This is a genomic window from Streptomyces sp. NPDC104307, from assembly GCF_055584045.1.
Map to the genome: position 1 here is coordinate 272,771 of NZ_JBVJMU010000003.1, position 23,871 is coordinate 296,641.

Annotated in this window: 20 protein-coding genes; 7 read left to right on the plus strand and 13 right to left on the minus strand. The window is 71.6% G+C overall.

Going from position 1 to position 23,871, the window contains the following annotated elements; all coding sequences use genetic code 11:
• Positions 1 to 313 precede the first annotated feature (313 nt).
• The 5 genes from aceE to ACZ601_RS11320 form a co-directional block, all read right to left on the minus strand.
• Entirely contained in the window at positions 314 to 2,983 is a 2,670-nt protein-coding gene (aceE, locus tag ACZ601_RS11300) for a pyruvate dehydrogenase (acetyl-transferring), homodimeric type (RefSeq protein ID WP_469535880.1), read from the minus strand.
• A 300-nt stretch (positions 2,984 to 3,283) separates the two neighbouring features.
• Positions 3,284 to 3,907, minus strand: a complete 624-nt coding sequence (locus ACZ601_RS11305) for a GntR family transcriptional regulator (protein ID WP_440575890.1) — start codon at positions 3,905 to 3,907, stop codon at positions 3,284 to 3,286.
• Between the two features lie 147 nt (positions 3,908 to 4,054).
• Positions 4,055 to 5,839, minus strand: coding sequence for a 2-oxoglutarate dehydrogenase, E2 component, dihydrolipoamide succinyltransferase (sucB, locus tag ACZ601_RS11310; protein ID WP_469535883.1), 1,785 nt, complete (start codon positions 5,837 to 5,839; stop codon positions 4,055 to 4,057).
• Between the two features lie 61 nt (positions 5,840 to 5,900).
• On the minus strand, positions 5,901 to 7,289 hold the full coding sequence (gene lpdA / locus ACZ601_RS11315; protein WP_390090255.1) for a dihydrolipoyl dehydrogenase: 1,389 nt from the start codon (positions 7,287 to 7,289) through the stop codon (positions 5,901 to 5,903).
• Positions 7,290 to 7,630: 341 nt separating this feature from the next.
• Positions 7,631 to 9,166 carry a leucyl aminopeptidase gene (locus ACZ601_RS11320; RefSeq protein ID WP_469535885.1) on the minus strand — a complete coding sequence of 512 codons (1,536 nt, stop codon included), beginning with the start codon at positions 9,164 to 9,166 and terminating at the stop codon, positions 7,631 to 7,633.
• 270 nt (positions 9,167 to 9,436) lie between these two features.
• Between ACZ601_RS11320 and ACZ601_RS11325 the strand changes: the two genes are divergently transcribed.
• The gene (locus tag ACZ601_RS11325) at positions 9,437 to 10,300 is read left to right on the plus strand and encodes an endo alpha-1,4 polygalactosaminidase (protein ID WP_469535888.1); all 864 of its coding nucleotides are present in this window, start codon (positions 9,437 to 9,439) and stop codon (positions 10,298 to 10,300) included.
• Between the two features lie 9 nt (positions 10,301 to 10,309).
• On the opposite strand, the gene ACZ601_RS11330 is transcribed toward ACZ601_RS11325, so the two are convergent.
• A complete protein-coding gene (locus tag ACZ601_RS11330; RefSeq protein WP_469535891.1) occupies positions 10,310 to 11,089 on the minus strand; it encodes an adenosylcobinamide-GDP ribazoletransferase in 780 nt (259 codons plus the stop codon).
• Between the two features lie 88 nt (positions 11,090 to 11,177).
• Here ACZ601_RS11330 and ACZ601_RS11335 point away from each other — a divergent pair, with 88 nt between their 5' ends.
• The gene (locus tag ACZ601_RS11335; protein ID WP_469535894.1) at positions 11,178 to 11,939 is read left to right on the plus strand and encodes a hypothetical protein; all 762 of its coding nucleotides are present in this window, start codon (positions 11,178 to 11,180) and stop codon (positions 11,937 to 11,939) included.
• Here ACZ601_RS11335 and ACZ601_RS11340 read toward each other — a convergent pair.
• The 4 genes from ACZ601_RS11340 to ACZ601_RS11355 form a co-directional block, all read right to left on the minus strand.
• Positions 11,840 to 12,622, minus strand: coding sequence for a hypothetical protein (locus tag ACZ601_RS11340; RefSeq protein WP_469535897.1), 783 nt, complete (start codon positions 12,620 to 12,622; stop codon positions 11,840 to 11,842). The genes ACZ601_RS11335 and ACZ601_RS11340 overlap by 100 nt on opposite strands.
• The gene (locus tag ACZ601_RS11345; RefSeq protein ID WP_469535900.1) at positions 12,619 to 14,427 is read right to left on the minus strand and encodes a phosphatidylglycerol lysyltransferase domain-containing protein; all 1,809 of its coding nucleotides are present in this window, start codon (positions 14,425 to 14,427) and stop codon (positions 12,619 to 12,621) included. The genes ACZ601_RS11340 and ACZ601_RS11345 overlap by 4 nt, the downstream gene beginning before the upstream one ends.
• 92 nt (positions 14,428 to 14,519) lie before the next feature.
• On the minus strand, positions 14,520 to 15,638 hold the full coding sequence (gene cobT, locus ACZ601_RS11350) for a nicotinate-nucleotide--dimethylbenzimidazole phosphoribosyltransferase (protein ID WP_469535902.1): 1,119 nt from the start codon (positions 15,636 to 15,638) through the stop codon (positions 14,520 to 14,522).
• Positions 15,639 to 15,795: 157 nt separating this feature from the next.
• Positions 15,796 to 16,998 carry a bifunctional adenosylcobinamide kinase/adenosylcobinamide-phosphate guanylyltransferase gene (locus ACZ601_RS11355; protein ID WP_469535905.1) on the minus strand — a complete coding sequence of 401 codons (1,203 nt, stop codon included), beginning with the start codon at positions 16,996 to 16,998 and terminating at the stop codon, positions 15,796 to 15,798.
• A gap of 331 nt (positions 16,999 to 17,329) precedes the next feature.
• Between ACZ601_RS11355 and ACZ601_RS11360 the strand changes: the two genes are divergently transcribed.
• Positions 17,330 to 17,584 carry a hypothetical protein gene (locus ACZ601_RS11360; RefSeq protein ID WP_469535909.1) on the plus strand — a complete coding sequence of 85 codons (255 nt, stop codon included), beginning with the start codon at positions 17,330 to 17,332 and terminating at the stop codon, positions 17,582 to 17,584.
• A 77-nt stretch (positions 17,585 to 17,661) separates the two neighbouring features.
• Here ACZ601_RS11360 and ACZ601_RS11365 read toward each other — a convergent pair whose 3' ends face one another.
• The 3 genes from ACZ601_RS11365 to ACZ601_RS11375 all read right to left on the minus strand — a co-directional run bounded on the left by ACZ601_RS11365 (position 17,662) and on the right by ACZ601_RS11375 (position 20,277).
• On the minus strand, positions 17,662 to 18,762 hold the full coding sequence (locus ACZ601_RS11365; RefSeq protein WP_469535912.1) for a S1C family serine protease: 1,101 nt from the start codon (positions 18,760 to 18,762) through the stop codon (positions 17,662 to 17,664).
• Between the two features lie 73 nt (positions 18,763 to 18,835).
• Positions 18,836 to 19,588 carry a class I SAM-dependent methyltransferase gene (locus tag ACZ601_RS11370; RefSeq protein ID WP_469536482.1) on the minus strand — a complete coding sequence of 251 codons (753 nt, stop codon included), beginning with the start codon at positions 19,586 to 19,588 and terminating at the stop codon, positions 18,836 to 18,838.
• 89 nt (positions 19,589 to 19,677) lie between these two features.
• Entirely contained in the window at positions 19,678 to 20,277 is a 600-nt protein-coding gene (locus ACZ601_RS11375; RefSeq protein ID WP_311306123.1) for a DUF3043 domain-containing protein, read from the minus strand.
• A gap of 295 nt (positions 20,278 to 20,572) precedes the next feature.
• Here ACZ601_RS11375 and ACZ601_RS11380 point away from each other — a divergent pair, with 295 nt between their 5' ends.
• The 4 genes from ACZ601_RS11380 to ACZ601_RS11395 all read left to right on the plus strand — a co-directional run bounded on the left by ACZ601_RS11380 (position 20,573) and on the right by ACZ601_RS11395 (position 23,751).
• On the plus strand, positions 20,573 to 21,358 hold the full coding sequence (locus ACZ601_RS11380) for a PspA/IM30 family protein (protein ID WP_073735606.1): 786 nt from the start codon (positions 20,573 to 20,575) through the stop codon (positions 21,356 to 21,358).
• A gap of 9 nt (positions 21,359 to 21,367) precedes the next feature.
• Entirely contained in the window at positions 21,368 to 21,655 is a 288-nt protein-coding gene (gene pspAA, locus ACZ601_RS11385) for a PspA-associated protein PspAA (RefSeq protein ID WP_469535916.1), read from the plus strand.
• 141 nt (positions 21,656 to 21,796) lie between these two features.
• Positions 21,797 to 23,059 (plus strand): sensor histidine kinase, encoded by a 1,263-nt coding sequence (locus ACZ601_RS11390; RefSeq protein ID WP_469535919.1) that lies wholly within the window; start codon positions 21,797 to 21,799, stop codon positions 23,057 to 23,059.
• A complete protein-coding gene (locus tag ACZ601_RS11395) occupies positions 23,056 to 23,751 on the plus strand; it encodes a response regulator (RefSeq protein ID WP_469535922.1) in 696 nt (231 codons plus the stop codon). The genes ACZ601_RS11390 and ACZ601_RS11395 overlap by 4 nt, the downstream gene beginning before the upstream one ends.
• Positions 23,752 to 23,871 lie beyond the last annotated feature (120 nt).

The window sequence follows — 23,871 nt, forward strand, 5'->3', positions numbered from 1 at the left end:
TGAAGTGTGGCCTCAAACGCCGGCCGGGCTCAAAAGACGTCCTCAATCGCCGGACGGGCTTGGGGGCGCGCCCTGCCGCGCATGAAATCGCTGGAGCAGGCAAATCAAGCCCGTCCGGCGCTTGAGGACAAGGCCTTGGGCCGGGAAACCTCGGAGAGTCCAAGCCTGTCCGGCGTTTGAGGACGCGGCCTCGGGCCGGGGAAGCCCGGAGAATTCAAGCCCGTCCGGCGATTGAGGACAGAGCCTCTGCCGGACGGGCTGGAAGAAGCGGAGGACGGGGAGCAGGGGGACCCGGGCCCCGTCCTCCGGGCCGTCAGAGCCCGTACCGCTCGCGCGCGTCCTTGACCGCAGACGCCGGCACCTCGCCGCGACGGGCCAGTTGGGCCAGGGCCGCGACGGTGACCGACTGCGCGTCCACGCCGAAGTGGCGGCGGGCCGCCTCGCGGGTGTCGGAGAGGCCGAAGCCGTCCGTACCGAGCGAGGACCAGTCCTGCTCCACCCACTGGCTGATCGAGTCCGGCACCGCGCGCATCCAGTCGCTGACCGCGAGGACCGGACCCGGAGCGCCCTCCAGCGCCTGGGTCACGTACGGCGTCCGCTGCTCACCGCGGAGCAGCGCCTCGTCGCACTCCAGCGCGTCGCGGCGCAGCTCGCCCCACGAGGTGGCGGACCAGACGTCGGCCGTGACACCCCAGTCCGAGGCCAGCAGCTCCTGGGCCTCCAGGGCCCAGTGGATCGCCGTACCGGACGCCATCAGCTGGAGGCGCGGCGCGTCCGCCTTCGCCGGCGTGCCCTCCTTGAACCGGTAGAGGCCCTTGACGATGCCCTCCTCGACGCCTTCCGGCATCGCGGGCTGCGGCTTCGGCTCGTTGTAGACCGTCAGGTAGTAGAAGACGTTCTCGGCGTCCGGGCCGTACATCCGGCGCAGACCGTCCTGGACGATCACCGCGATCTCGTACGCGAACGCCGGGTCGTAGTTGAGCGACGCCGGGTTCGTGGACGCGATCAGGTGCGAGTGCCCGTCCGCGTGCTGGAGGCCCTCACCCGTCAGGGTCGTACGGCCCGCCGTGGCACCGACCACGAAGCCTCGGCCGAGCTGGTCGCCCAGCTGCCAGAACTGGTCACCCGTGCGCTGCCAGCCGAACATCGAGTAGAAGATGTAGAACGGGATCATCGGCTCGCCGTGCGTCGCGTATGACGTGGACGCGGCGATGAAGTCGGCCATCGCGCCGGCCTCTGTGATGCCCTCGTTGAGGACCTGGCCGTCCTTGGCTTCCTTGTAGTACATCAGCTGGTCGCGGTCGACCGGGTCGTACGTCTGACCCAGCGGCGAGTAGATGCCGGCCGACGGGAACAGCGCCTCCATGCCGAAGGTGCGGGCCTCGTCGGGGACGATCGGAACCCAGCGCTTGCCGGTCTCCTTGTCCCGCATCAGGTCCTTGGCCAGGCGGACGAAGGCCATCGTGGTGGCCAGCTCCTGCTTGCCGGAGCCCTTCTTCAGCGCGGCGAACGCGCGCTCCTCCGGCGCGGGCAGCGCCACCGCGTGCACCCGGCGGGCCGGGGCGGGACCGCCGAGGGCGGCACGGCGCTCCTGGAGGTAACGGACCTCGGGGGAGTCGGCGCCCGGGTGGCCGTACGGCACCAGGCCCTCGTCCAGCTTCGAGTCCGGGATCGGCAGCTCCAGCAGATCGCGCATGGCGCGGAACTGCTTGCCGTCGAGCTTCTTCATCTGGTGGTTGGCGTTGCGCGACTCGAAGCCGGGGCCGAGCGTGTAGCCCTTCACCGTCTGCGCCAGGATCACCGTCGGAGCACCCTTGTGCTCCAGCGCCGCCTTGTACGCCGCGTACACCTTGCGGGCCTCGTGGCCGCCGCGCGAGGTGTGGAAGCACTCCGCGATCTTCGCGTCGGTGAGCAGCTTCGCCAGCTCGGCGAGCGCGGGCTCGGCGCCGAAGAAGTGCTCGCGGATGTAGGCGACGTCACGGGTGGCGTACGTCTGGAACTGCGCGTCCGGGACCTCCCGGAGCCGGCGCACCAGCGCACCCGTGGTGTCGAGCTGGAACAGCTCGTCCCAGGCGTTGCCCCAGAGCGTCTTGACGACGTTCCAGCCGGCACCGCGGAACGCGCCCTCCAGCTCCTGGACCACGCGGAAGTTGGCGCGGACCGGACCGTCGAGGCGCTGCAGGTTGCAGTTGATGACGAAAGTCAGGTTGTCGAGCTGCTCACGGGCCGCGAGGGCGAGGGCGGCGGTCGACTCGGGCTCGTCCATCTCGCCGTCGCCCAGGAAGGCCCAGACGTGCGAGTTCGACGTGTCCTTGATGTTGCGGTTGGTCAGGTAGCGGTTGAAGCGCGCCTGGTAGACGGCCGAGAGCGGGCCGAGGCCCATCGACACGGTGGGGAACTCCCACAGCCAGGGCAGCCGCCGCGGGTGCGGGTAGGAGGGCAGACCCTCGCCGCCCGCCTCCTGGCGGAAGTTGTCGAGCTGCTGCTCGCTGAGCCGGCCGTCCAGGAAGGCGCGGGCGTATATGCCGGGGGAGGCGTGGCCCTGGATGTAGAGCTGGTCGCCGGAGCCGTCCCCCTCCTTGCCACGGAAGAAGTGGTTGAAGCCGGTCTCGTACAGCCAGGCCGCGGAGGCGAAGGTGGCGATGTGGCCGCCGACGCCGAAGCGGGAGCCGCGGGTGACCATCGCGGCCGCGTTCCAGCGGTTCCACGCGGTGATCTTCGATTCCATCTCCAGGTCGCCGTCGAACGCGGGCTCGGCGGCGGTCGGGATGGAGTTGACGTAATCGGTCTCCAGCAGTTTGGGCAGCGCGAGACCGGCGCCCTCGGCATGCTGGAGCGAGCGGCGCATCAGGTATGCGGCGCGGTGCGGGCCTGCGGCCTTGGTGACGGCATCCAGGGAGGCCGCCCATTCGGCGGTCTCCTCGGGGTCGCGGTCCGGGAGCTGGTCGAGCTCGCTCGGAAGCTTTCCTACGGGGTCGGTCATGATCGCCGCCTTCCGGTGAGGAGGGGGGTGGAGAAAGGTCCCTGACTGGCAGGACAGGGCGATGGGGCCGGTGGGCCCGCGGATGAACTGTAAGTCGCCGATCGATGATCGATCAAAGGATGAAAGGCAAAACTTCTCGATATGGAGAAAGTGGCATGGCGTGCCGCAGAACAGGGCACGCAGTGACGGGATATAGCGCCTAAAAGGGGCGCTCAACTGCACAGGCGAGCGCCACTCACGTCACATGCGCACCATGGTCGACGTCGACGTCCGCCCACCCGGCTCAGGTGCCCGTCCCGCTCAGGCGCGCGGGGCGCAGCCGAGCACATGCGCCTTGACCAGTACGCCGATGTCCGCGTCCTTGCGCAGGAACGCCTCGATGAGCGCCTCGTGCTCCTCCGCGTACGACTTCTGCACCGTGCCGAGCCAGCGGATCGAGAGGGCGGTGAACACCTCGATGCCCAGCCCCTCCCAGGTGTGCAGCAGTACGGCGTTGCCGGCCGCCCGGACCAGCTCGCGGTGGAAGCCGACCGTGTGGCGCACCTGGGCCTCGCCGTCGGCCAGCCGGTCGGCCTCGTACAGCGCCGTCACATGGGGTGCGAGCAGCGAGCAGTCCTCGCCGAGCCCGGGGGCCGCCAGCTCGGCCGCGATCTGCTCCAGGCCGGCCCGGACCGGGTAGCTCTCCTCCAGGTCGGCGGCGGTGAGGTTGCGGACCCGGACGCCCTTGTTGGGGGCGGACTCGATCAGCCGGAGCGTCTCCAGCTCCCGCAGCGCCTCGCGCACGGGGGTCTGGCTGACCTCCAGTTCGGTGGCGATGCGCCGCTCCACGATCCGCTCGCCCGGCTTCCAGCGCCCGCTGACGATCCCGTCCACGATGTGCTCGCGGATCTGTTCGCGCAGCGAGTGGACGACGGGCGGGGTCATGTGGGGCTCCTTCGGGCAAACCGGTGCTGCCTGCACCCAACTCGGCTGCCGGAGCGGCCGGTGGTGTCTAGACAATACGGCGGCGCCCCCGCCCGGGAGTGGTCCGGACGGGGGCGCCGCTGGTGAGGCTGGTTACAACCGTGGTGCTCAGAGGCCGAGCTCGACCTCGAACTCACCGGCCTCCAGGATCGCCTTGACCGAGGTCAGGTAGCGGGCGGCGTCGGCGCCGTCCACCAGACGGTGGTCGTAGGAGAGCGCGAGGTACGTCATGTCACGGACACCGATGACGGTGCCCTCCTCGGTCTCGATGACGGCCGGACGCTTGACGGTGGCGCCGATGCCCAGGATGGCTGCCTGGTTCGGCGGCACGATGACGGTGTCGAACAGCGCACCGCGCGAGCCGGTGTTGCTGATGGTGAAGGTGGCACCGGACATGTCGTCCGGCGTCAGGCCGCCACCGCGGGCCTTGCCGGCCAGCTCGGCGGTCTTCTTCGAGATACCGGCGATGTTGAGGTCGCCCGCACCCTTGATGACCGGGGTCATCAGACCCTTCTCGGCGTCCACGGCGATGCCGATGTTCTCCGAGTCGAAGTACGTGATCGTGCCTTCGTCCTCGTTGATCCGGGCGTTGACGACCGGGTGGGCCTTCAGCGCCTGGGCGGCGGCCTTGACGTAGAACGGCATCGGGGAGAGCTTGACGCCCTCACGGGCCGCGAAGGCGTCCTTCGCCTTGTTGCGCAGCTTCATCAGCTTGGTGACGTCGACCTCGACGACCGTCGTCAGCTGGGCCTGCGAGTGCAGCGCCTTCATCATGTTCTCGCCGATGACCTTGCGCATGCGGGTCATCTTGACCGTCTGACCGCGCAGCGGGGAGGCCTCCAGCTTCGGCGCCTTGGAGGCGGCCGGAGCAGCGGCGGCGGGTGCCGGGGCAGCGGCGGCCTTGGCGGCCTCCGCGGCGGCGACGACATCCTGCTTGCGGATACGGCCACCGACGCCGGTGCCCTTGACCGCGCCCAGGTCGACGCCGTTCTCGGCGGCGAGCTTGCGGACCAGCGGCGTGACGTACGCGCCGTCGTCACCGGAGGTCGCGGCCGGGGCGGCGGCCGGAGCCGCCGGGGTGACCGGAGCCGGTGCGGCGGCGGCGGGCGCCGGAGCGGCCGGGGCCGGAGCGGCAGCCGGTGCGGCGGGAGCGGCCGGAGCCGGGGCCGGAGCCGGGGCAGCGGGAGCCGGAGCGGCGGGAGCCGCCGGGGCGGCCGGTGCCGGAGCGGCGGCGGCCGGAGCCGGGGCAGCGGCCTCCGGAGCAGCGGCCGGAGCGGCGCCGGGGGCACCGATGACGGCCAGCTTGGCGCCGACCTCCGCGGTCTCGTCCTCAGCGACGACGATCTCCAGCAGCACACCGGAAACCGGGGCCGGGATCTCGGTGTCGACCTTGTCCGTGGAGACCTCAAGGAGGGGCTCGTCCTCCGTGACCTCCTCGCCGACCTCCTTCAGCCAGCGGGTGACGGTGCCCTCGGTGACGCTCTCACCGAGCGCCGGAAGGGTGACGTCGGTGCCGGAGGCGCCACCGGCGGGGGCGGCGGCCGGAGCCTCGGCCGCGGGGGCCGGAGCTTCGGCAGGGGCCTCGGCGGCCGGTGCCGGGGCCGGGGCGGCCTCGGGCTCGGCGGCCGGAGCCGCCTCGGCGGCCGGCGCACCGGTGCCGTCGTCGATGAGGGCCAGCTCTGCGCCGACCTCGACGGTCTCGTCCTCGGCGACCTTGATGGAGGCCAGGATGCCGGAGGCGGGAGCCGGGATCTCGGTGTCGACCTTGTCGGTCGATACCTCAAGCAACGGCTCGTCGGCCTCGACGCGCTCGCCCTCGGCCTTCAGCCAACGGGTGACAGTGCCCTCGGTGACGCTCTCGCCGAGCGCCGGAAGGGTTACGGAAACCGACATGGTTTCAGTTGCTCCTTACGAATGTGCGGAAGTAGGTCGGTCGTCGCGCCCGTCGACTGAATCAGTCGTGGGAGTGCAGAGGCTTGCCGGCCAGGGCCAGGTGGGCTTCGCCCATCGCCTCGTTCTGCGTGGGGTGGGCGTGGATGAGCTGCGCGACCTCGGCCGGCAGCGCCTCCCAGTTGTAGATCAGCTGGGCTTCGCCGACCTGCTCGCCCATACGGTCACCGACCATGTGGACGCCGACCACGGCACCGTCCTTGACCTGGACGAGCTTGATCTCGCCCGCGGTCTTGAGGATCTTGCTCTTGCCGTTGCCCGCGAGGCTGTACTTGAGGGCGACGACCTTGTCCGCTCCGTAGAGCTCCTTGGCCTTGGCCTCGGTGATACCGACGGAGGCGACCTCGGGGTGGCAGTACGTCACCTTCGGGACACCGTCGTAGTCGATCGGAACGGTCTTCAGACCGGCCAGCCGCTCCGCGACGAGGATGCCCTCGGCGAAGCCGACGTGCGCGAGCTGGAGGGTCGGGGCCAGGTCGCCCACGGCCGAGATGGTCTCGACGTTCGTCCGCATGTACTCGTCGACGAGGACGTAGCCGCGGTCCATCGCGACACCGGCCTCCTCGTAACCGAGGCCCTGCGAGACGGGGCCGCGGCCGATGGCGACCAGCAGCACCTCCGCGTCGAAGGTCTTGCCGTCGGCGAGGGTCACCCGGACGCCGTCCTGGGTGTACTCGACACCCTGGAAGAACGTACCGAGGTTGAACTTGATGCCGCGCTTGCGGAACGCGCGCTCAAGAAGCTTCGAGCTGTTCTCGTCCTCGACCGGGACCAGGTGCTTGAGGCCCTCGACGATGGTGACGTCGGTGCCGAAGGACTTCCACGCCGAGGCGAACTCGACGCCGATGACGCCGCCGCCCAGCACGATCGCGGACTTCGGGACCCGGTCCAGCTTCAGCGCGTGGTCGGAGGAGATGACGCGGTTGCCGTCGATCTCCAGGCCCGGCAGCGACTTCGGCACGGAGCCGGTCGCCAGGAGCACGTGGCGGCCCTGGATGCGCTGGCCGTTCACATCCACCGAGGTGGGGGAGGAGAGCCGTCCCTCACCCTCGATGTAGTGCACCTTGCGGGAGGCGATGAGACCCTGCAGACCCTTGTACAGGCCCGAGATCACGTCGTCCTTGTACTTGTGGACGGCCTCCATGTCGATGCCCTCGAAGGTGGCCTTGACACCGAACTGGTCGGCCTCGCGCGCCTGGTCCGCGATCTCACCGGCGTGCAGCAGGGCCTTCGTGGGGATACAGCCGTTGTGCAGGCAGGTGCCGCCGACCTTGCCCTTCTCGATCAGAGCGACGTCCAGGCCCAGCTGCGCTCCGCGCAGGGCCGCGGCGTAACCGCCACTGCCACCGCCGAGGATCACTAGGTCGAAAACGGTGCTGGCGTCGTTCGCCACGTCACGTCCTCCATGCATGTGCGCCGTACGCCGGGCCCCGTCATCGGGGTGTGACCGGCCGGTCGGCTGGTGTGCGGCCGCTTTTGTCATTCGGCCCTGTGGTGGGGGCCCTGTCCTGCCGAGAACCCATCTTCGCACTTGTTGACGGTGGGCGGGACGCGGGGCCCTGGTCCGGGACGGACGATCGTCCGTTCCGGCGGGTTACCGCCGCGTAGGGAGGGCTGATTTCGTCGAGTTTCGTCGAGAGCGAAACCCGCCCGGACCCGGCAGCGGTGCCGTGGGTGCAACACGGACGGCCCCGGACGTATGCCCGGGGCCGTCCGTCAGCTACGGCCTCGGCCTCAGCCCAGGTCTCCGGCCGCGGTGCGCTCCGCCAGCTTCACCAGGGTGCGGACCGCGGATCCGGTGCCGCCCTTCGGCGTGTAGCCGTACGGGGCGCCCTCGTGGAAGGCCGGGCCCGCGATGTCCAGGTGCGCCCAGGCGATGCCCTCGCCCACGAACTCCTTGAGGAACAGGCCGGCCACCAGGCCGCCGCCCATCCGCTCGCCCATGTTGGCGATGTCGGCGGTCGGGGAGTCCATGCCCTTGCGCAGGTCGGCGGGGAGCGGCATCGGCCAGGAGGCCTCGCCGACCTCCTCGGCGATCTCGTGGACCGAGGTGCGGAAGGCGTCGTCGTTGGCCATGATGCCGAACGTGCGGTTGCCCAGGGCCAGCACCATCGCGCCGGTCAGGGTCGCCACGTCGACGATCGCGTCCGGCTTCTCCTCGGAGGCGCGGGTCAGCGCGTCGGCCAGGACCAGACGGCCCTCGGCGTCCGTGTTGAGCACCTCGACGGTCTTGCCGCTGTACATGTTGAGCACGTCACCGGGGCGGGTGGCGTTGCCCGACGGCATGTTCTCCGCCAGCGCCAGCCAGCCGGTGACGTTCACGCGCAGGCCCAGGCGGGCGGCCGTGACGACGGAGGCGAACACGGCGGCGGCGCCGGCCATGTCGCACTTCATCGTCTCGTTGTGGCCGGCCGGCTTCAGCGAGATGCCGCCCGAGTCGTAGGTGATGCCCTTGCCCACCAGGGCCAGGGTCTTCTCCGCCTTCGGGTGCGTGTAGGCGAGCTTCACCAGGCGCGGGCCGCGGGACGCGCCCTGGCCGACGCCGAGGATGCCGCCGTAGCCGCCCTTGACGAGCGCCTTCTCGTCGAGCACCTGCACCTTGACGCCGTGCTCCTTGCCGACGGCGGTGGCCACGGCGGCGAAGGACTCGGGGTACAGGTCGTTCGGCGGGGTGTTGACCAGATCGCGGGCGCGGTTGATCTCCTCGGCCAGCGCGACGGCACGCTCACCGGCGGCCTTGAACGCCTTGTCGCGGGGCTTGGCGCCGAGCACGGCCACCTCGGCGAGCGGCAGCTTGGCGCCACTGGAGGCCTTGGGGGCGAGCTTGTTCTCGCCGCGCTGGTAGGCGGTGAAGGCGTACGCGCCCAGCAGGGCGCCCTCCGCGATGGCCTCGGCGTCCTCGACGGTGCCGATGGGGAGCGCGAAGCCGGCCTTCTTCGAGCCGGTGAGCGAGCGGGCGGCGGAGCCCGCGGCCCGGCGCAGCGCCTCGGCGTCGTAGGAGCCGTCCTTGGCCGGGACCGGGCCGAGTCCGGCCGCGATGACGACCGGGACCTTCAGGCCGTCGGGCGCGGGGAGCTTGGTCAGTTCGCCCTCGGCACCACTGGCGCCCAGGGTCTCCAGGACGGCGGCGAGCTTCCCGCCGAACGCCTTGTCGACGGCCTCGGCACCCGGTGCGAGGACCAGGCCCTTGTCGCCCTTGGCGACGCCGACGACGAGCGCGTCGGCGCGCAGTGTCGCCGCACCGGAGGTGCTGAGAGTGAGAGCAGTCACGGTGGTGAAATCTCGCTTCCGTAGAGTTCTGTGCCGGTCTGTGTTGGTCGAAGGGGTGGGCCGACCGTGCCCGGCGCATCGTAGACGCCGCCGCAATGTGCCGGGAATGAGCCTACGCGCGCCCTTGGTGCCGGATCACGGCGGCGGGCCGAGTACGTCTCCGAGTACGTGTCCGGCCGTCGTACGGTTGTCCTGTCGGGATGATCTTCCCGGGGGGAACGGGCCGCGACCTCAACACGGTTGGCGGCACGTTGGTGAGCTGGGAGAACGATGCGCGAGCGGTCGGCCGCAAGGGTGACTGGGGGGCCGGCTGTGCTGCCCGTCGCCGTACTGATTCTGCTGGCCGTGCTGGTGGGCTGCACCTCGGCGCCGGAATCCGCCGGGGCAGGCAGGTCCGCCGGGGCAGGCCGGTCCGCCGGGGCCCGCTGGCAGCCCGAGCCGGGCACGGACTGGCAGTGGCAGCTCTCCGGCCGGCTGGACACCACCGTGGACGCCCCGGTGTACGACATCGACGGCTTCGACCACGACAAGTCGCAGGTGGCCGGGCTGCACCGCAAGGGGCGCAAGGTCATCTGCTACCTCTCCACCGGCGCCTGGGAGGAGTTCCGCCCGGACGCGGACGACTTCCCGGCGGCGGTCCTGGGGAAGAGCAACGGCTGGGCGGGGGAGCGGTGGCTCGACATCCGCCGCACCGACGTGCTGGAGCCGCTGATGGAGGCCCGGATCGCGATGTGCGCGAAGAAGGGCTTCGACGCGGTGGAGCCCGACAACATGGACGGCTACCGCAACCGTTCCGGCTTCCCGCTGACCGCCGCCCACCAGCTGCGCTACAACCGGCTCGTCGCCCGCGCCGCCCACCGCCACGGCATGGCCGTCGGCCTGAAGAACGACCTCCCGCAGATCCCGGAGCTGGTGGGGGACTTCGACTTCGCGGTCAACGAGCAGTGCGCCCAGTACGAGGAGTGCGAGGAGCTGAGCCCGTTCGTGAAGGCGGGCAAGGCGGTCTTCCACGTGGAGTACGAGCTGCCGGTGGCACGGTTCTGCGCCGACTCCCGGCGGCTGGGGCTGAGCTCGCTGCTCAAGAAGTACGAGCTCGGCGTCTGGCGCGAGCGCTGCCCGGCGGCCGGGGCCTGACCGGACGTCTCAGCCGAGCGCCAGCCCCACCAGCGTGACGGTCGCCGCCGTCTCCGCCAGTGCCCCGAACACATCGCCGGTCACCCCGCCGAACCGCCGCACACAGTGCCGCAGGAGCAGCTGGGCGACCGCGAGAGCGGCCGGCGCGGCGAGCCCGTACCTCAGCGCCCCGTACCCGCCGAGCAGCGCTCCCGCGCCCGCGCAGGCCGCCACCGTCACGAGCGCGACCGCCACCGCGCCCCGCACCGGGACCGCGCCCGCGACCGCGGCGCCCAGCCCCTCCGGGCGGGCCGCCGGGACCCCGTCGCGGGAGGCGAGGGTGAGGGCGAGCCGGGCGACGACGCCCGCGACGACGGCCGCTGCCGCGCCCTGCCGCCAGCTCTGCGCGTACAGCTGCTGAAGGACCGCCACCTGTGCGAGCAGTGTGAACAGCAGGGTGATCACACCGAACGGCCCAATGTCGGACTGCTTCATGATCCGCAGCGCGTCCCCGGCCGGTTTCCCGCTGCCGAGGCCGTCGGCGGTGTCCGCGAGACCGTCGAGGTGCAGCCCCCTGGTGAGCGCGGCCGGCACCGCCGCGCTCACCACGGCGGCGAGCAGCGGCCCCGAGCCGGACAGCAGCAGCAGGCTGCCCGGCACCGCCGCGAGGGCCCCCACGGCCAGTCCGGCCAGCGGGGCGCACAGCATCCCGGCCCGCGCCGCCGCACGGTCCCAGCGGGTGACGCGGACGGGGATCACGGTGAGGGTGCCGAAGGCGAAACGTATGCCGTGGCTGTTCAGGGAGGTCACGGCGCGCAGGCTAATCGGTGGGCGTGGCCGATAGATTGTCCGAAACGCCATGGAGCGGGGCGAAAGCGGCTTATCGGGAGTGGGTGGCATGGGTCACTGGTTCGATCAGAACGTCGTCGAGCCGGGGAAGCTGCCCCTGCTCCTGGCGCTGGCCTCCTTCGTGCTGACCTTCGGGATCACCCGGGTCATCACCCGGATGATCCGGGCCGGGAAGGGACCGTTCCGCAACTTCACCCCCCGCGGGGTCCACGTTCACCACGTGGTGCCCGGGGTGGTGCTGAGCGTGGTCGGCGGCTTCGGCGCGGTCGGCAGCGGGCGGCACGGGGTCACCGCCGGGATCTGTGCGGTGGTCTTCGGCATGGGCGCCGGGCTGGTGCTGGACGAGTTCGCGCTGATCCTGCACCTGGACGACGTGTACTGGACCGAGGAGGGCCGCCAGAGCGTCGAGGTCGTGGTCCTGACCGCCGCGCTGGTGCTGCTCGTGCTCGGCGGGTTCTCGCCGCTCGGTGTGAACGACCTGAGCGACGATCAGCAGCAGGGCCGCCTCAGCGCCGTGCTCACCGTCATCATCAACTTCTGCTTCGTGCTGATCTCGCTGTTCAAGGGCAAGGCGCGGATGGCGGTGGTGGGCACCCTGGTCCCGTTCGTCGCCCTCATCGGGGCGATCCGCCTCGCCCGGCCGACCTCGACGTGGGCGAAGCGGTTCTACCGCAACCGGCACCGGGCCCGCTCCCGCTCCGTGCTGCGCGCCTACCACCACGACGTCCGCTGGGCGGGCCCGCGCCGCAGGTTCCAGGACCTGATCGGCGGGGCGCCCGACCGGGTCCCGGCGCCCACCCCCAAGCCCTGACGGCGGCGCCGCAGCCTGCGCCGGTCGTGGCGGGCCGAGACCGCGCACAGCACGAGGGCCGCCGCGATGGCCGCCAGATGCTCCTTGCCCGCCAGGTTGTCCTTGACGACGACCTCGGCCGCCATCGCCCCGATCACCAGCGCCCCGGTGAACCAGGCCCGGTGGACGTAGGCGAGGTAGACCGCCAGGGCGACCACGGCGGCCGAGGGGCCGGTGTCGACCTCCAGCGCGTCGGAGACGGGCAGTCCGAAGAGCCCGTCGGGGCCGACCGCGACGCCGATCCGCGCGTACAGCGTCCCGGCCAGCGTCGCGACGTACGCGATCAACAGCGTCCGCCACCGGCCCAGGCAGATCTCGGCGATCCCGAACACCAGCAGCAACTGCGCCAGCGCACCCCAGACGGGCAGGTCCGGCGCGGGCACGAACAGCGACAGCGGGGTACGCAGCAGAGCCGCCCACAGCGGATCCTCGGCCCGCACGGCACCGAGCGTCTGCACCGGTCCGTAGCCCCAGGACCGGTTCTGCACCACCTGGAGCAGCGCGGTGAGACCGACCGCCGCCAGCGTCATCGGGACGGCCCGCAGCCGGTCGGCCGCGAGCCCCGCCCGTACGGTCGCCCCCAGCGGACCCCACTCCCGGCGGGCCGCACGGCGGACCCGACCGAGGGCGCGCACCGGTCTCATCCACGTGGTCCGAGGTGCGAGCGGTGCAGCCACTTGGGCAGACCGGGCGCCTCCAGGAATCCTTCGGCGCGTCCGGCCGCGATACCGATGCGCAGCAGGTCGGAACTCTTCTCGAAGAGCAGGAAGCGCGGTTCCCAGATCGGCCGGTACTTGGCGTTGGCGCGGTAGAGCGATTCGATCTGCCACCAGCGCGAGAAGAAGCTGAGCATCGACCGCCACATTCGGAGCACCGGCCCGGCACCGAGCCGGGAGCCCCGTTCGAAGACCGAGCGGAACATCGCGAAGTTCAGCGAGACCTGGGTGATGCCGATCTCCTGCGCCCGTTGCAGGAGTTCGATGACCATGAACTCCATCAGTCCGTTCTCCGCGTCCCGGTCACGGCGCATCAGGTCGAGCGAGAGCCCGTTCGGGCCCCAGGGGACGAAGCTCAGCACGGCCCGCAGCTCGCCCTGTTCGCCCTCCTCGGGGGACGTGCCGGTGTACCGGCATTCGAGCATCACGCACTGCCCGTCGGCCGGGTCGCCGAGCCGGCCCAGGGCCATCGAGAAGCCGCGCTCGGTCGCCCCGTCGCGCCAGTCGTCGGCCCGGCGCACCAGCTCGGCCATCTCGGCCTCCGGGATCTCCTCGTGCCGGCGCACCGTGACCTCGTAACCGGCCCGCCGGACCCGGTTGTACGCCTGGCGGACGGTGCGCATCGCCCGTCCCTCCAGGGTGAATTCGGCGGTCTCCACGATCGCTTCGTCCCCCAGCTCCAGGGCGTCGAGCCCGTGCCGGGCGTAGATCGTGCCGCCCTCCTCGCTCACCCCCATCGCGGCCGGGGTCCAGCCGTGCTCGCGCGCCTCTGCCAGCCAGGGGCCGATCGCGCCGGGCCAGGCCTCCGGGTCACCGATCGGATCACCGGAGGCCAGCGAGACCCCGCCGACCACCCGGTAGGCGACGGCCGCCTTACCGGTCGGGGACCAGATGACGCTCTTCTCGCGGCGCAGCGCGAAGTACCCGAGCGAGTCCCGGTCGCCGTGCTTGTCGAGCAGGACGCGCAGCGCCTGTTCGTCCTGCGGGCTGATCGGATCGACCGCCCGGCGGGAGCGGAAGGCCGCGTAGACGACGGCGATCAGCAGCAGCGTGGACATGATGTTGATCACGACGTTGACCCAGCCGGGCGTGCTGATGCCGGGGAACCGGGAGTCGTTGTCCGCGACGGACACCAGCCGCAGTGCCCCGTAGCGCCAGCGGTCCAGGAACGTCGAACGGGCCTCGTCGTGCGCGGTGTTGGTGGCGGCGACCAGGGCCGCCGCGATCAGCGAGGTGACCAGCAGCCCTACGACCGCCACCAGTGCGGCCAGCTTCGGATTGGACCGGTCGCCCTTCGCGTAGAACTCGCGCCGGCCGAGGGCCAGCGCGAGGACGAAGGAGGCGGTCAGCGCCAGCGAGATCCAGTTCTGCGGGTACCGGCGGATCTCCGGGAAACCGATCACCGCGGCGAAGAGCAGCAGCGTCAGCCCGCTCAGGACCATGTTGACGATCCACGCGGCGCGTTTGCGCCGCCGCATGGTGACCGCCAGGAAGAGCGCCACCACCCCGGACGAGAAGCCCGCGGTGAGCAGATAGGGCGTGAAGTAGTTCTCGGTGTTGTGGCGCCGGAGATCCTGTCCGAAGGTGACCCAGGCGGCGCTCAGGAAGTTGATGAACGACACGACGCGCAGGTACCAGATGGCGAAGGCCGCGCTGCGTTGTGACCGGACGGTGCTCTGTGCCGGGACGGCGCCCTGCCCGGATTCCTCGCTGGCCAATCTGACCTCTCCCATGAAAAGCGATCATATGGGGCATCGCACTTCACAAGGGGCCACCCTGCGGCCGGTGTCCGGCGACCGCGGCCTGATCGGTCAGCCGCTTCTCGTCAGCTCCCGGCCGGTTCGCTCTCGCCGGCCCCTTCGCCGCGCTCTTCCTTCTCGCCGTCCGCTTCGTCCTCGTCGGCGGCCGGTGCGCGCTCGGGCAGTTCCGCCGCCAGCGCGGCAGCGGCCTGCACGAACGGAAGTGCGAGCAATGCCCCGCTTCCTTCCCCGACCATGACGCCGTGGTCGAGCAGCGGGTTGAGCGCCATCCGGTCCAGCGCCTTCGCCTGCGCCGGCTCCCCGCTCACATGCCCCGCCAGCCACCAGTCCGGCGCCCGGAACGCCGCCCGCTGGCCGACCAGCGCGCAGGCTGCGGAGACCACACCGTCCAGCACCACCGGCAGCCGGCGCACCGCGCACTGGAGCAGGAAGCCGGTCATCGCCGCCAGATCCGCGCCGCCCACCGCGGCCAGCAGCTCCAGCTGGTCGCCCAGGACCGGCCGGGCCCGGCGCAGCGCGTCCCGGACCGCCGCGCACTTGCGCATCCACGCCAGGTCGTCGATGCCCGCGCCGCCGCGTCCGGTGACGACCGAGGCGTCGGTGCCGCACAGCGCCGCGATGAGGGTGGCCGCGGCCGTCGTGCCGCCCACGCTCAGGTCACCGAGCACCACCAGGTCCGTGCCGGAGTCGGCCTCCTCGTCGGCGATCGCCATCCCGAGGCGCACCGCCCGCTCGGCCTCCTCGGCCGTCAGCGCGTCCTCGATGTCGATCCGGCCGCTGCCGCGCCGCACCCGGGTCCGTACCACCTGCTCGGGCAGCAGCTCCGGGTCGCAGTCCAGGCCGGCGTCGACGATCCGCACCGGTACGCCGGACCGGCGGGCCAGCACGGCGGCCGGTGTCGCACCCTCCAGCGTGGCCCGCACCAGCTCGTACGCGGTCCCGGCCGCCCGGCCCGAGACATCCAGCGCCGCCACCCCGTGGTCACCGGCGAACAGCACCACCCGAGGCTGCCCGATCGGCCTGACCGGTACGGCCTGCTGGGCGGCCGAGAGCCATTCACCCAGCTCGTCCAGGCGGCCGAGGGCGCCCGGCGGCACCGCGAAGCGCTCCCGGCGCTCTTCGGCGTCTCGCCGCACACCACCGTCGGGGCGTTCGATCAGGTCGGAGAAGTCGTCCAGATTCACGGGGGTCTGCCTCGCGGGTCGATACGTCAGGTGGGCCGGGGAGCCCGGCGGCAGCCTCTCAGAGGCTGCCGGAACCTCCCCTGCGGAACAGTACCTGCCGCGATTTCCGGACCCCGCTGGTACGCCGTGCCGCTCAGAGGCTCAGAGGCTCAGAGGCTCAGCCGCGCAGCGGCAGCGACTGCCCGGCCACCACCAGCAGCACCTGTTCGCACTCGGCGGCCACCGAGGCGTTCAGCCGGCCCAGCTCGTCCCGGAACCGCCGCCCCGCCGCAGAGGCCGGGACCACCCCGGACCCGGTCTCGTTGGTCACCAGGACCACGGTCCGCCGCGTCCCGCGTACAGAGGCCACCAGCTCGCCCGTCCGCTCGCGCAGCGTGCTCCGCCCGCCACCGGCCCACGAAGCGTCGTCCCAGGCGTCCACCCGGTCCATCGCGTCCGTCAGCCAGAGCGAGAGGCAGTCGATCAGCAGCGGGGGCCCGTCGGAGGCCAGCAGCTCCGCCAGCTCGCAGGTCTCCTCGGTGCGCCAGGCAGCGGGTCTGCGCTCCCGGTGCAGTCCGATCCGGGCCGCCCAGTCCGCGTCGCCGTCGCGGGCGCCGCCGGTCGCCACGTACACGACCTCCGGATACGTCTCCAGGCGCCGCTCGGCCTCGACCGACTTCCCGGACCGCGCGCCGCCGGTGATCAGGGTGCGCCGGGGGACGTCCAGCGCGGCGTGGTACCCGCCGACCGGCAGCGTCGTCCCGTCCGGCACGGCCCGTGCCCCGGCGGCCGTGAGCCGGCGGTCGAGCGCGGGCCCGTAGGGCGCGTCATGGTCCAGATGGACGGCGACCACCTCGGTGGCCGGACCGACCGCCTCGACGGCCCGCAGCCGGGCCACCGCGTCGGGCCGGCCCACGACATCGCAGACCACCATGTCGTACGGCTCCGCCATCCGGTCGGCGAGACCGGCGGGGGCGGCGCCCGGCGGCAGGTACAGCAGCCGCTCGCCCTCCGGCGCGGTCACCTCGTACCCGGTGCCCGGCGCGTCCATCGGCACGGCCCGCACCCGGTGGCCGCTGATCAGCGTCAGCACCTGCCCGTCCGGCACCCGGCCGGCCGGGGGCAGCCCCGGGGGCAGCTCGACGGCGGGGCCGTCGTGCGGATGGGTGAGCAGCACCTGGCGTACGCCGGTCAGCGAATGCCCCGCACGGGCGGCGGCGAACACCGCCCCGGGGGTGAGATCGAGCAGCAGCGCGTCATCGACCAGCAGAGCGGTCGCGGCCCGGCTGCGCACCCCGTGGGCGGTGGCGCAGGCGGCGCAGGGGCATTCCGGCCGGGGCAGCCCGTCGGGGGCTCCGGTACCGAGCAGAGTCAGTTCCACGGTCCGATCCTCCCGCGTACCCGCACCGGGTGCGCGACGTGGGGTGCACCCGGCGTGCCCGGCCCCCTCCCGCGCAGGTCCGGAGCCACCAGGGCCTGTCCGGCGGATCATGGCCGGGGTCACGGTGTCTGGCACGGCACCTCGCCGCGTTGCCGAAACACCCGAATCGCTCCTTCCCCAAGCTCTCAGCTTCGTTCGAGCAGGGGAGACCCCACCTGAGGGCATTTCGGCGCCTTGCGATGCACCGCACCAGACACCGCGCCCTTTCCGACCCTGATCCGCCGGACAGGCCCTAGGCTGCGGAGCGTAACAAGTGACCCAGGAGGCGGACATGGCGTGGACGTGGCGGTTCGAGAAGTCCGACGGTACGGAGACGGAGCCGGCCCTTCAGCCGGAGGAATTCACGACGCAGGGCGACGCGGAGTCCTGGATCGGTGAGTACTGGAAGGAACTCCTCGACGGCGGAGCGGCCCAGGTGACGCTCTTCGAGGACTCGACGAAGATCTACGGCCCGATGAGCCTCCAGGCGGAGCAGCCCGAGCAGGCGGAGCAAGCCGAGCAGGCGGAGCAGGCCGAGCAGGGCTGAGCCGGACGGCCGCCGGGCGCACCCGTCGAGGGCTGCCCGGCGGCCGTGCGGCCGTTCTGCTCCGCCCGCTCCGGCTCTCAGATCTCGCCCAGGGTGACCTGCGCGGTCTTCTTCGACTCGCTGCGCAGATACGTCACGGTGACCTTCTGGCCCGGCTTGTCGGAGGCCAGGGCCTCCGACAGGGACGTGATCGTGGTGACCTGGGTGTCACCGATCTTGGTGATGATGTCGCCGACCCGCAGCCCCGCCTTCTCCGCCGCGCCGCCCTTCGAGACGCTGACGAGCGCGACCCCGGCCGGCTTGTAGCTGTCGTCGACGACCGTACGGCCGGTGATGTCCAGCGCCGCCCGGCCCGAGTCGGTGACCTTGCCGCTCTTGATGATCTGGTCCGCGACCGTCTTCACCATCGACACCGGGATCGCGAACCCGATCCCCGGCGCCGCGCTCCCGCCCAGCTGCGGATCGGTCGCCGCCAGCGTCGGGATGCCGATCACCTCGCTGTCCAGGTTGACCAGCGCGCCCCCGCTGTTGCCCGGGTTGATCGCGGCGGAGGTCTGCACCATGTTCGCGATGGTGGCCCCGGTGCCGCCGCCCGCGCTGCTCTCGCTGACGGTCCGGCCGAGCGCGGAGACGATGCCCTGGGTGACGCTGCTGGAGAGCCCCAGCGGTGAACCCATCGCCAGTACGATCTGCCCCACCGCGACCTTGTCCGAGTCACCGAACTTCGCGGCCTTGATCCCCTTGGGCACCTTGTCGAGCTTGATGACGGCGAGATCCTGCTCCGGGTAGGCGGCGACCAGCGAGGCGCTCAGCACCCGCTCGCCGGTGGCCGAGCTGACCTTGAAGTTCTTCTCCTTGCCGACGACGTGGGCGTTGGTGACGATATGGCCCTTGGTGTCGTAGACGATGCCGGCACCCAGGCTGTCCGACGCGTCGATCTGCACCACGGAGGGCAGGACGTCCTTGATGACGGACTCGTATTCGGCCTGGAGGTCGCCGGTGGCCTTGACGGCCGAGCCCTGCTGGACCTGCCCGGCCTTCGTCGCGTCGGGCCCGGCGGAGTTCGAGTGCGAGTCCGAGCAGCCGCCGGTCAGCGCGATCGCACAGGCACCCGCGGTCAGAGGCAGCAGCAGCCGGCGCGCACGGCGGCGGGAGTGACGGGAGTGAAGGGAATCCATGTCCGGATTATTACTTTCAGCCCCATTGGCGGCTCGTTGAGCGCACCCGCCCGAGCGCAGCCGGGTCGGCCTCTCAGCCCCGTACCCCGCACAGGTGCAGCAAGGCCGCCACCCTGCGGTAGGGGTCCGTCCGGCCCGCCCGGTCCTCCGCCGCCAGCACGCGTTCCAGCTCCGCCGCGGCGGGCAGTGGCACATCGTTGCCCACGTTGTCCGTGAAGACCCGCACCCCGTACCAGGCGTGCAGCGGCGCCGCGATCCCGGCGAGCGTCGCGGTGAGGGCGTCGAGCCGGTCCGCGCGCACGGACACCCCGAGCCGGTTGGTGTAGCGGTCCGTGTCGAATGCGGCCACCGCCGTGTCCCAGTCCCCGGCGGTCCCGGCCCGCATCGCCAGCGCGTCGGCGTTCCGCACGAGCAGCGACAGCAGTCCGCCGGGCGCGAGCATCCGGGCCAGCCCGGCCACCATGGCGTCGGGCGCCTGGACGTACATGAGCACGCCGTGGCAGAGCACCACGTCGAAGCTGCCGGGCAGGAAGTGCACCCCGGTGTCCTGGCCGTTGCCCTCGATGAGCCGGACCCGCTCACGGATTCCCGCAGGCTCGCCCGCGAGCGCCTCACGGGCGGTCCGCAGCATCTCGGTGTCGGACTCCAGGCCGGTCACCGTGTGCCCGGCGCGGGCGAGGCGCAGTGCCTGCGTGCCCTGGCCCGTACCGACGTCCAGGATCCGCAGCCGCTGCCCGACCGGGAAGCGGCCCGCGATCTGCTCGTCCAGCTGCCGGGCGACCAGCTCCTGGCGGACGGTGTTGCGCAGCCCGCCGAGCCCGTCCAGCCACGCGGAAGCGGCTCCGGAGAACCCGGCGACGGCATCACCCGGCCGGTCGGCGGACGCGCCGCCGGCCGAGCCGAAGAGATCCGTACTCAGGGCCGCTCTCCGCGCTTGACCTGCGGCTTGGGCAGCCGCAGCCGTCGCATCTGGAGCGTGCGCATCAGGCCGTAGGCGACCGCGCCGCGCTTGGGCGTATCGGGGAACCGCTCGTTCAGCTGCTTACGCAGCCGGAACGTCAGCCCGATCGAGTCGACCACGATCAGCACGATGACGCCGAGCCAGAGCAGCAGCGAGATGTTCTGGATGCCCCGCACCTGGATCACGCTGAGAATCAGGATGACCACGGCGAGCGGCAGGAAGAACTCCGCGATGCAGAAGCGCGAGTCCACGAAGTCACGGACGAAGCGCCGCACCGGGCCCTTGTCACGGGCCGGCAGATAGCGCTCGTCACCACTGGCGAGCGCCTCACGCTGCTTGGCCATGTCCACGCGGCGCGCCTCGCGCTGGCGCTTCATGGCCTCCTTGCGGTCGGTCGGCGCTCCACTGGAGGCACGACGGCGCTGCGTTTGGGCATCGCTGCGCTTGGGGGTGGGGCGACCTTTGGGGGCCTGCGGGTCGCGGGGCGTCTTGGAGAGGTCCGCCGTCACCTTGCCGGTGGGGGCCTTCTCTTCCTTGGAGCGGCTACGGAACACAAGGCCCAAGGGTACGGGGTAGATCGCGGCGACCCCAGACCGGCCGGGAACGATCCGGCAACGGCCTGCGTCCTTGCCGGTGTACGAGCCGGACGATCCGGGCTTCCCCGCCCTCTCCCTGACCCTCGTCTACTCCCTGGGCCTGAGTGGTTACCGGGAGCAGTCGTCCTTTGGGAGGAGCCCATCCACGCTCGAACAGTGCGGTAATAGAGGCAGGGCCCGTACTGTGGGTTCTGTCGGAGTGCTGGAGACCGGTTAAGTCAGAAGGGGGCGCGCGAAGCCCATGAGCGGTGTCATGAAGCGTATGGGGATGATCTTCCGCGCGAAGGCGAATAAGGCCCTTGACAGGGCCGAGGACCCGCGCGAGACCCTCGATTACTCGTACCAGAAGCAGCTGGAGCTGCTTCAGAAGGTACGCCGCGGTGTCGCCGATGTGGCGACGTCGCGCAAGCGTCTGGAGCTGCAGCTGAACCAGTTGCAGGGCCAGACCTCGAAGCTGGAGGACCAGGGCCGCAAGGCACTCGCGCTCGGTCGCGAGGACCTGGCCCGCGAGGCGCTGTCGCGCCGGGCGGCCCTCCAGCAGCAGGTCACCGACCTGGAGACGCAGCACACCACGCTGCAGGGTGAGGAGGAGAAGCTCACTCTCGCGGCCCAGCGGCTCCAGGCCAAGGTCGATGCCTTCCGTACCAAGAAGGAGACGATCAAGGCCACCTACACGGCGGCCCAGGCGCAGACCCGGATCGGGGAGGCCTTCTCGGGCATCTCCGAGGAGATGGGCGATGTCGGCCTGGCGATCCAGCGGGCGGAGGACAAGACCCAGCAGCTCCAGGCGCGCGCGGGCGCGATCGACGAGCTGCTCGCCTCCGGCGCCCTGGACGACCCGACCGGCACGGCGAAGGACGACCTCACCGCCGAGCTGGACCGGATCTCCGGTGGCTCTGACGTGGAGCTGGAGCTCCAGCGCATGAAGGCCGAACTGGCCGGCGGCTCCTCCTCGCAGCAGGCCATCGAGGGCGGCCCGCAGGATGCCGCCCAGCAGCAGTCCCAGGACCGGTCCCCGAACAAATTCGACAAGAACTAAGGCAGCGTCATGATCGTACGGATCATGGGGGAGGGCCAGGTACTCCTGGCCGACAGTCATCTCGCCGAGCTCAACGAGCTCGACAACGAACTGCTCGCCGAAATGGAGAGCGGCGACGGCCCCGGCTTCCGCTCCACTCTCCACGCGCTCCTCGCCAGGGTGCGCGAACTCGGCAAGCCCTTGCCGGATGACTCCCTGGAGCCGTCCGAGCTGATCCTGCCGTCACCGGAGGCGAGCCTCGAAGAGGTACGCGCCATGCTTCGCGACGACGGTCTGATTCCCGGCATTCCCGGCTGACGACCGACAGCACCAGCACCCGCACCGACAGTGCCCCGCGCCCGGTCCGCCGGACGCGGGGCACTGCCGTGCGTACGGGGGCCGGGCCGCTCGCCGCGGGCCGGACGGATTCCCGCGCGACACGCCGTAACGTTGCTTGACGTGACCACCCTCGGAACCGGCGTGCTGCGCGTCCGGCACTGGCTGCGCGACCATCCGCTCGCGCTGGACGGAGCACTCGCCCTGTGCGTGCTCACCGCCATGATCATCGGCTCGTTCGCCGACCCCGGCTCGCACAGCGGACACACCTTCGGCACCCGTACCCCCGGCGCGAGCAGCGTGCTGCTGATGGTGCTGGGAGCCCTCGCCCTGGTGTGGCGCCGCCGCCACCCGATGGCCGTGCTCGTCGCCACCGGCGGGCTGACGGTCATCGAACTGGTGCTGGTGGACCCGCCTACCCCGGTCGTGTTCAGCGTGGTCATCGCGCTCTACACCATCGCCGCCCGCACCGACCGGCCCACCACCTGGCGGGTCGGGCTGCTCACGATGGCTGCGCTCACCGCCGCCGCGATGCTCTTCGGGCCGGCGCCCTGGTACAGCCAGGAGAACTTCGGCGTCTTCGCCTGGACCGGGATGGCCGGCGCCGCGGGCGACGCGGTGCGCTCCCGGCGCGCCTTCGTCGACGCGATCAGGGAACGCGCCGAACGGGCCGAGCGGACCCGGGAGGAGGAGGCCGGGCGACGGGTGGCGGAGGAACGGCTGCGGATCGCCCGCGACCTGCACGACGTCGTCGCCCACCACATCGCCCTGGTCAACGTGCAGGCCGGGGTCGCCGCCCACGTCATGGACAAGCGCCCCGACCAGGCCAAGCAGGCGCTCGCCCACGTCCGCGAGGCGAGCCGCTCCGCGCTCAACGAACTGCGGGCCACCGTCGGGCTGCTGCGCCAGTCCGGCGACCCGGAGGCGCCGACCGAACCCGCCCCGGGCCTCGCCGTCCTGGACGAGCTGGTGAAGACCGTGCGCCGGGCCGGGCTGCCCGTCGAGGTGGCCTGCGCGGCAGACGAGAACCCACCGCTGCCCGCCGCCGTGGACCTGGCCGCGTACCGGGTGATCCAGGAGGCGCTGACCAACGTCCGCAAGCACGCGGGCCCCGGCGCCAAGGCCGAGGTCAGCGTCGTACGGGTCGGGGCCACCGCCGAGGTCATGGTGCTCGACAACGGCCGGGGGAACCAGGGCGGCACGGCCGACGGGGGCGGCCACGGACTGCTCGGCATGCGGGAACGGGTCACGGCCCTGGGCGGCACCCTCAACGCCGGACCCCGTTACGGCGGCGGCTTCCGCGTCCATGCGATCCTGCCCGTCAAGGCCCTCCCGCAGCAGCCGGATCAACCGGGCATGGCGGGCCGGACGGGGGAGAACGCATGACACCGGCCATCAAGGTCCTGCTCGTCGACGACCAGGCGTTGCTGCGCAGCGCGTTCCGGGTGCTCGTCGACTCGGAGCCCGACATGCGGGTGGTCGGTGAGGCGGCCGACGGCGCGGCAGCGGTGGAGCTGGCCCGCTCGACCGGCGCGGACGTGGTGCTGATGGACATCAGGATGCCCGGCACCGACGGGCTCACCGCGACCCGGATGATCAGTGCCGACCCCGAACTCGCGGGCGTACGCGTCGTCATGCTCACCACCTTCGAGGTGGACGAGTACGTGGTCCAGTCGCTGCGGGCCGGCGCCTCCGGCTTCCTCGGCAAGGGCGCGGAACCGGAGGAGCTCCTCAACGCCATCCGGATCGCCGCGGGCGGCGAGGCGCTGCTCTCACCGGCCGCGACCAAGGGGCTCATCGCCACGTTCCTGGCGCAGGGCGGCGGTTCGGGCGAAGAGGGACCGGGCGCGGCGGAGTACTCCGCGCGCCTCGCCGCCCTCACCACACGGGAGCGCGAGGTGCTGGTCCTGGTCGCGGCCGGGCTCTCCAACGACGAGATCGCGGAGCGCCTGGTGGTCAGCCCGCTGACCGTCAAGACGCATGTGAACCGGGCGATGGCCAAGCTGGGCGCCCGCGACCGCGCGCAATTGGTGGTAATCGCCTACGAATCGGGCCTGGTGCGCCCCAGGGTGGAGTGAGGGTGCAGCCGCGGCGTACTCCAGCTGCGGTATGCGGCGGATAAGAAAGCGACCTGGGATTGACGCTTTCTTACCCAGCGGCAGGAGATCGTATAGGTGGGCCGGGTCTGTCCCCGAGTT

Excerpts from the sequence above, each read along its gene's own strand:
- aceE (WP_469535880.1), bottom strand. The coding sequence starts at position 2,983 with ATGACCGACCCCGTAGGAAAGCTTCCGAGCGAGCTCGACCAGCTCCCG.
- ACZ601_RS11305 (WP_440575890.1), bottom strand. The coding sequence starts at position 3,907 with ATGACCCCGCCCGTCGTCCACTCGCTGCGCGAACAGATCCGCGAGCAC.
- sucB (WP_469535883.1), bottom strand. The coding sequence starts at position 5,839 with ATGTCGGTTTCCGTAACCCTTCCGGCGCTCGGCGAGAGCGTCACCGAG.
- ACZ601_RS11325 (WP_469535888.1), top strand. The coding sequence starts at position 9,437 with ATGCGCGAGCGGTCGGCCGCAAGGGTGACTGGGGGGCCGGCTGTGCTG.
- ACZ601_RS11335 (WP_469535894.1), top strand. The coding sequence starts at position 11,178 with ATGGGTCACTGGTTCGATCAGAACGTCGTCGAGCCGGGGAAGCTGCCC.
- ACZ601_RS11340 (WP_469535897.1), bottom strand. The coding sequence starts at position 12,622 with ATGAGACCGGTGCGCGCCCTCGGTCGGGTCCGCCGTGCGGCCCGCCGG.
- ACZ601_RS11345 (WP_469535900.1), bottom strand. The coding sequence starts at position 14,427 with ATGGGAGAGGTCAGATTGGCCAGCGAGGAATCCGGGCAGGGCGCCGTC.
- ACZ601_RS11360 (WP_469535909.1), top strand. The coding sequence starts at position 17,330 with ATGGCGTGGACGTGGCGGTTCGAGAAGTCCGACGGTACGGAGACGGAG.
- ACZ601_RS11365 (WP_469535912.1), bottom strand. The coding sequence starts at position 18,762 with ATGGATTCCCTTCACTCCCGTCACTCCCGCCGCCGTGCGCGCCGGCTG.
- ACZ601_RS11380 (WP_073735606.1), top strand. The coding sequence starts at position 20,573 with ATGAAGCGTATGGGGATGATCTTCCGCGCGAAGGCGAATAAGGCCCTT.
- pspAA (WP_469535916.1), top strand. The coding sequence starts at position 21,368 with ATGATCGTACGGATCATGGGGGAGGGCCAGGTACTCCTGGCCGACAGT.
- ACZ601_RS11395 (WP_469535922.1), top strand. The coding sequence starts at position 23,056 with ATGACACCGGCCATCAAGGTCCTGCTCGTCGACGACCAGGCGTTGCTG.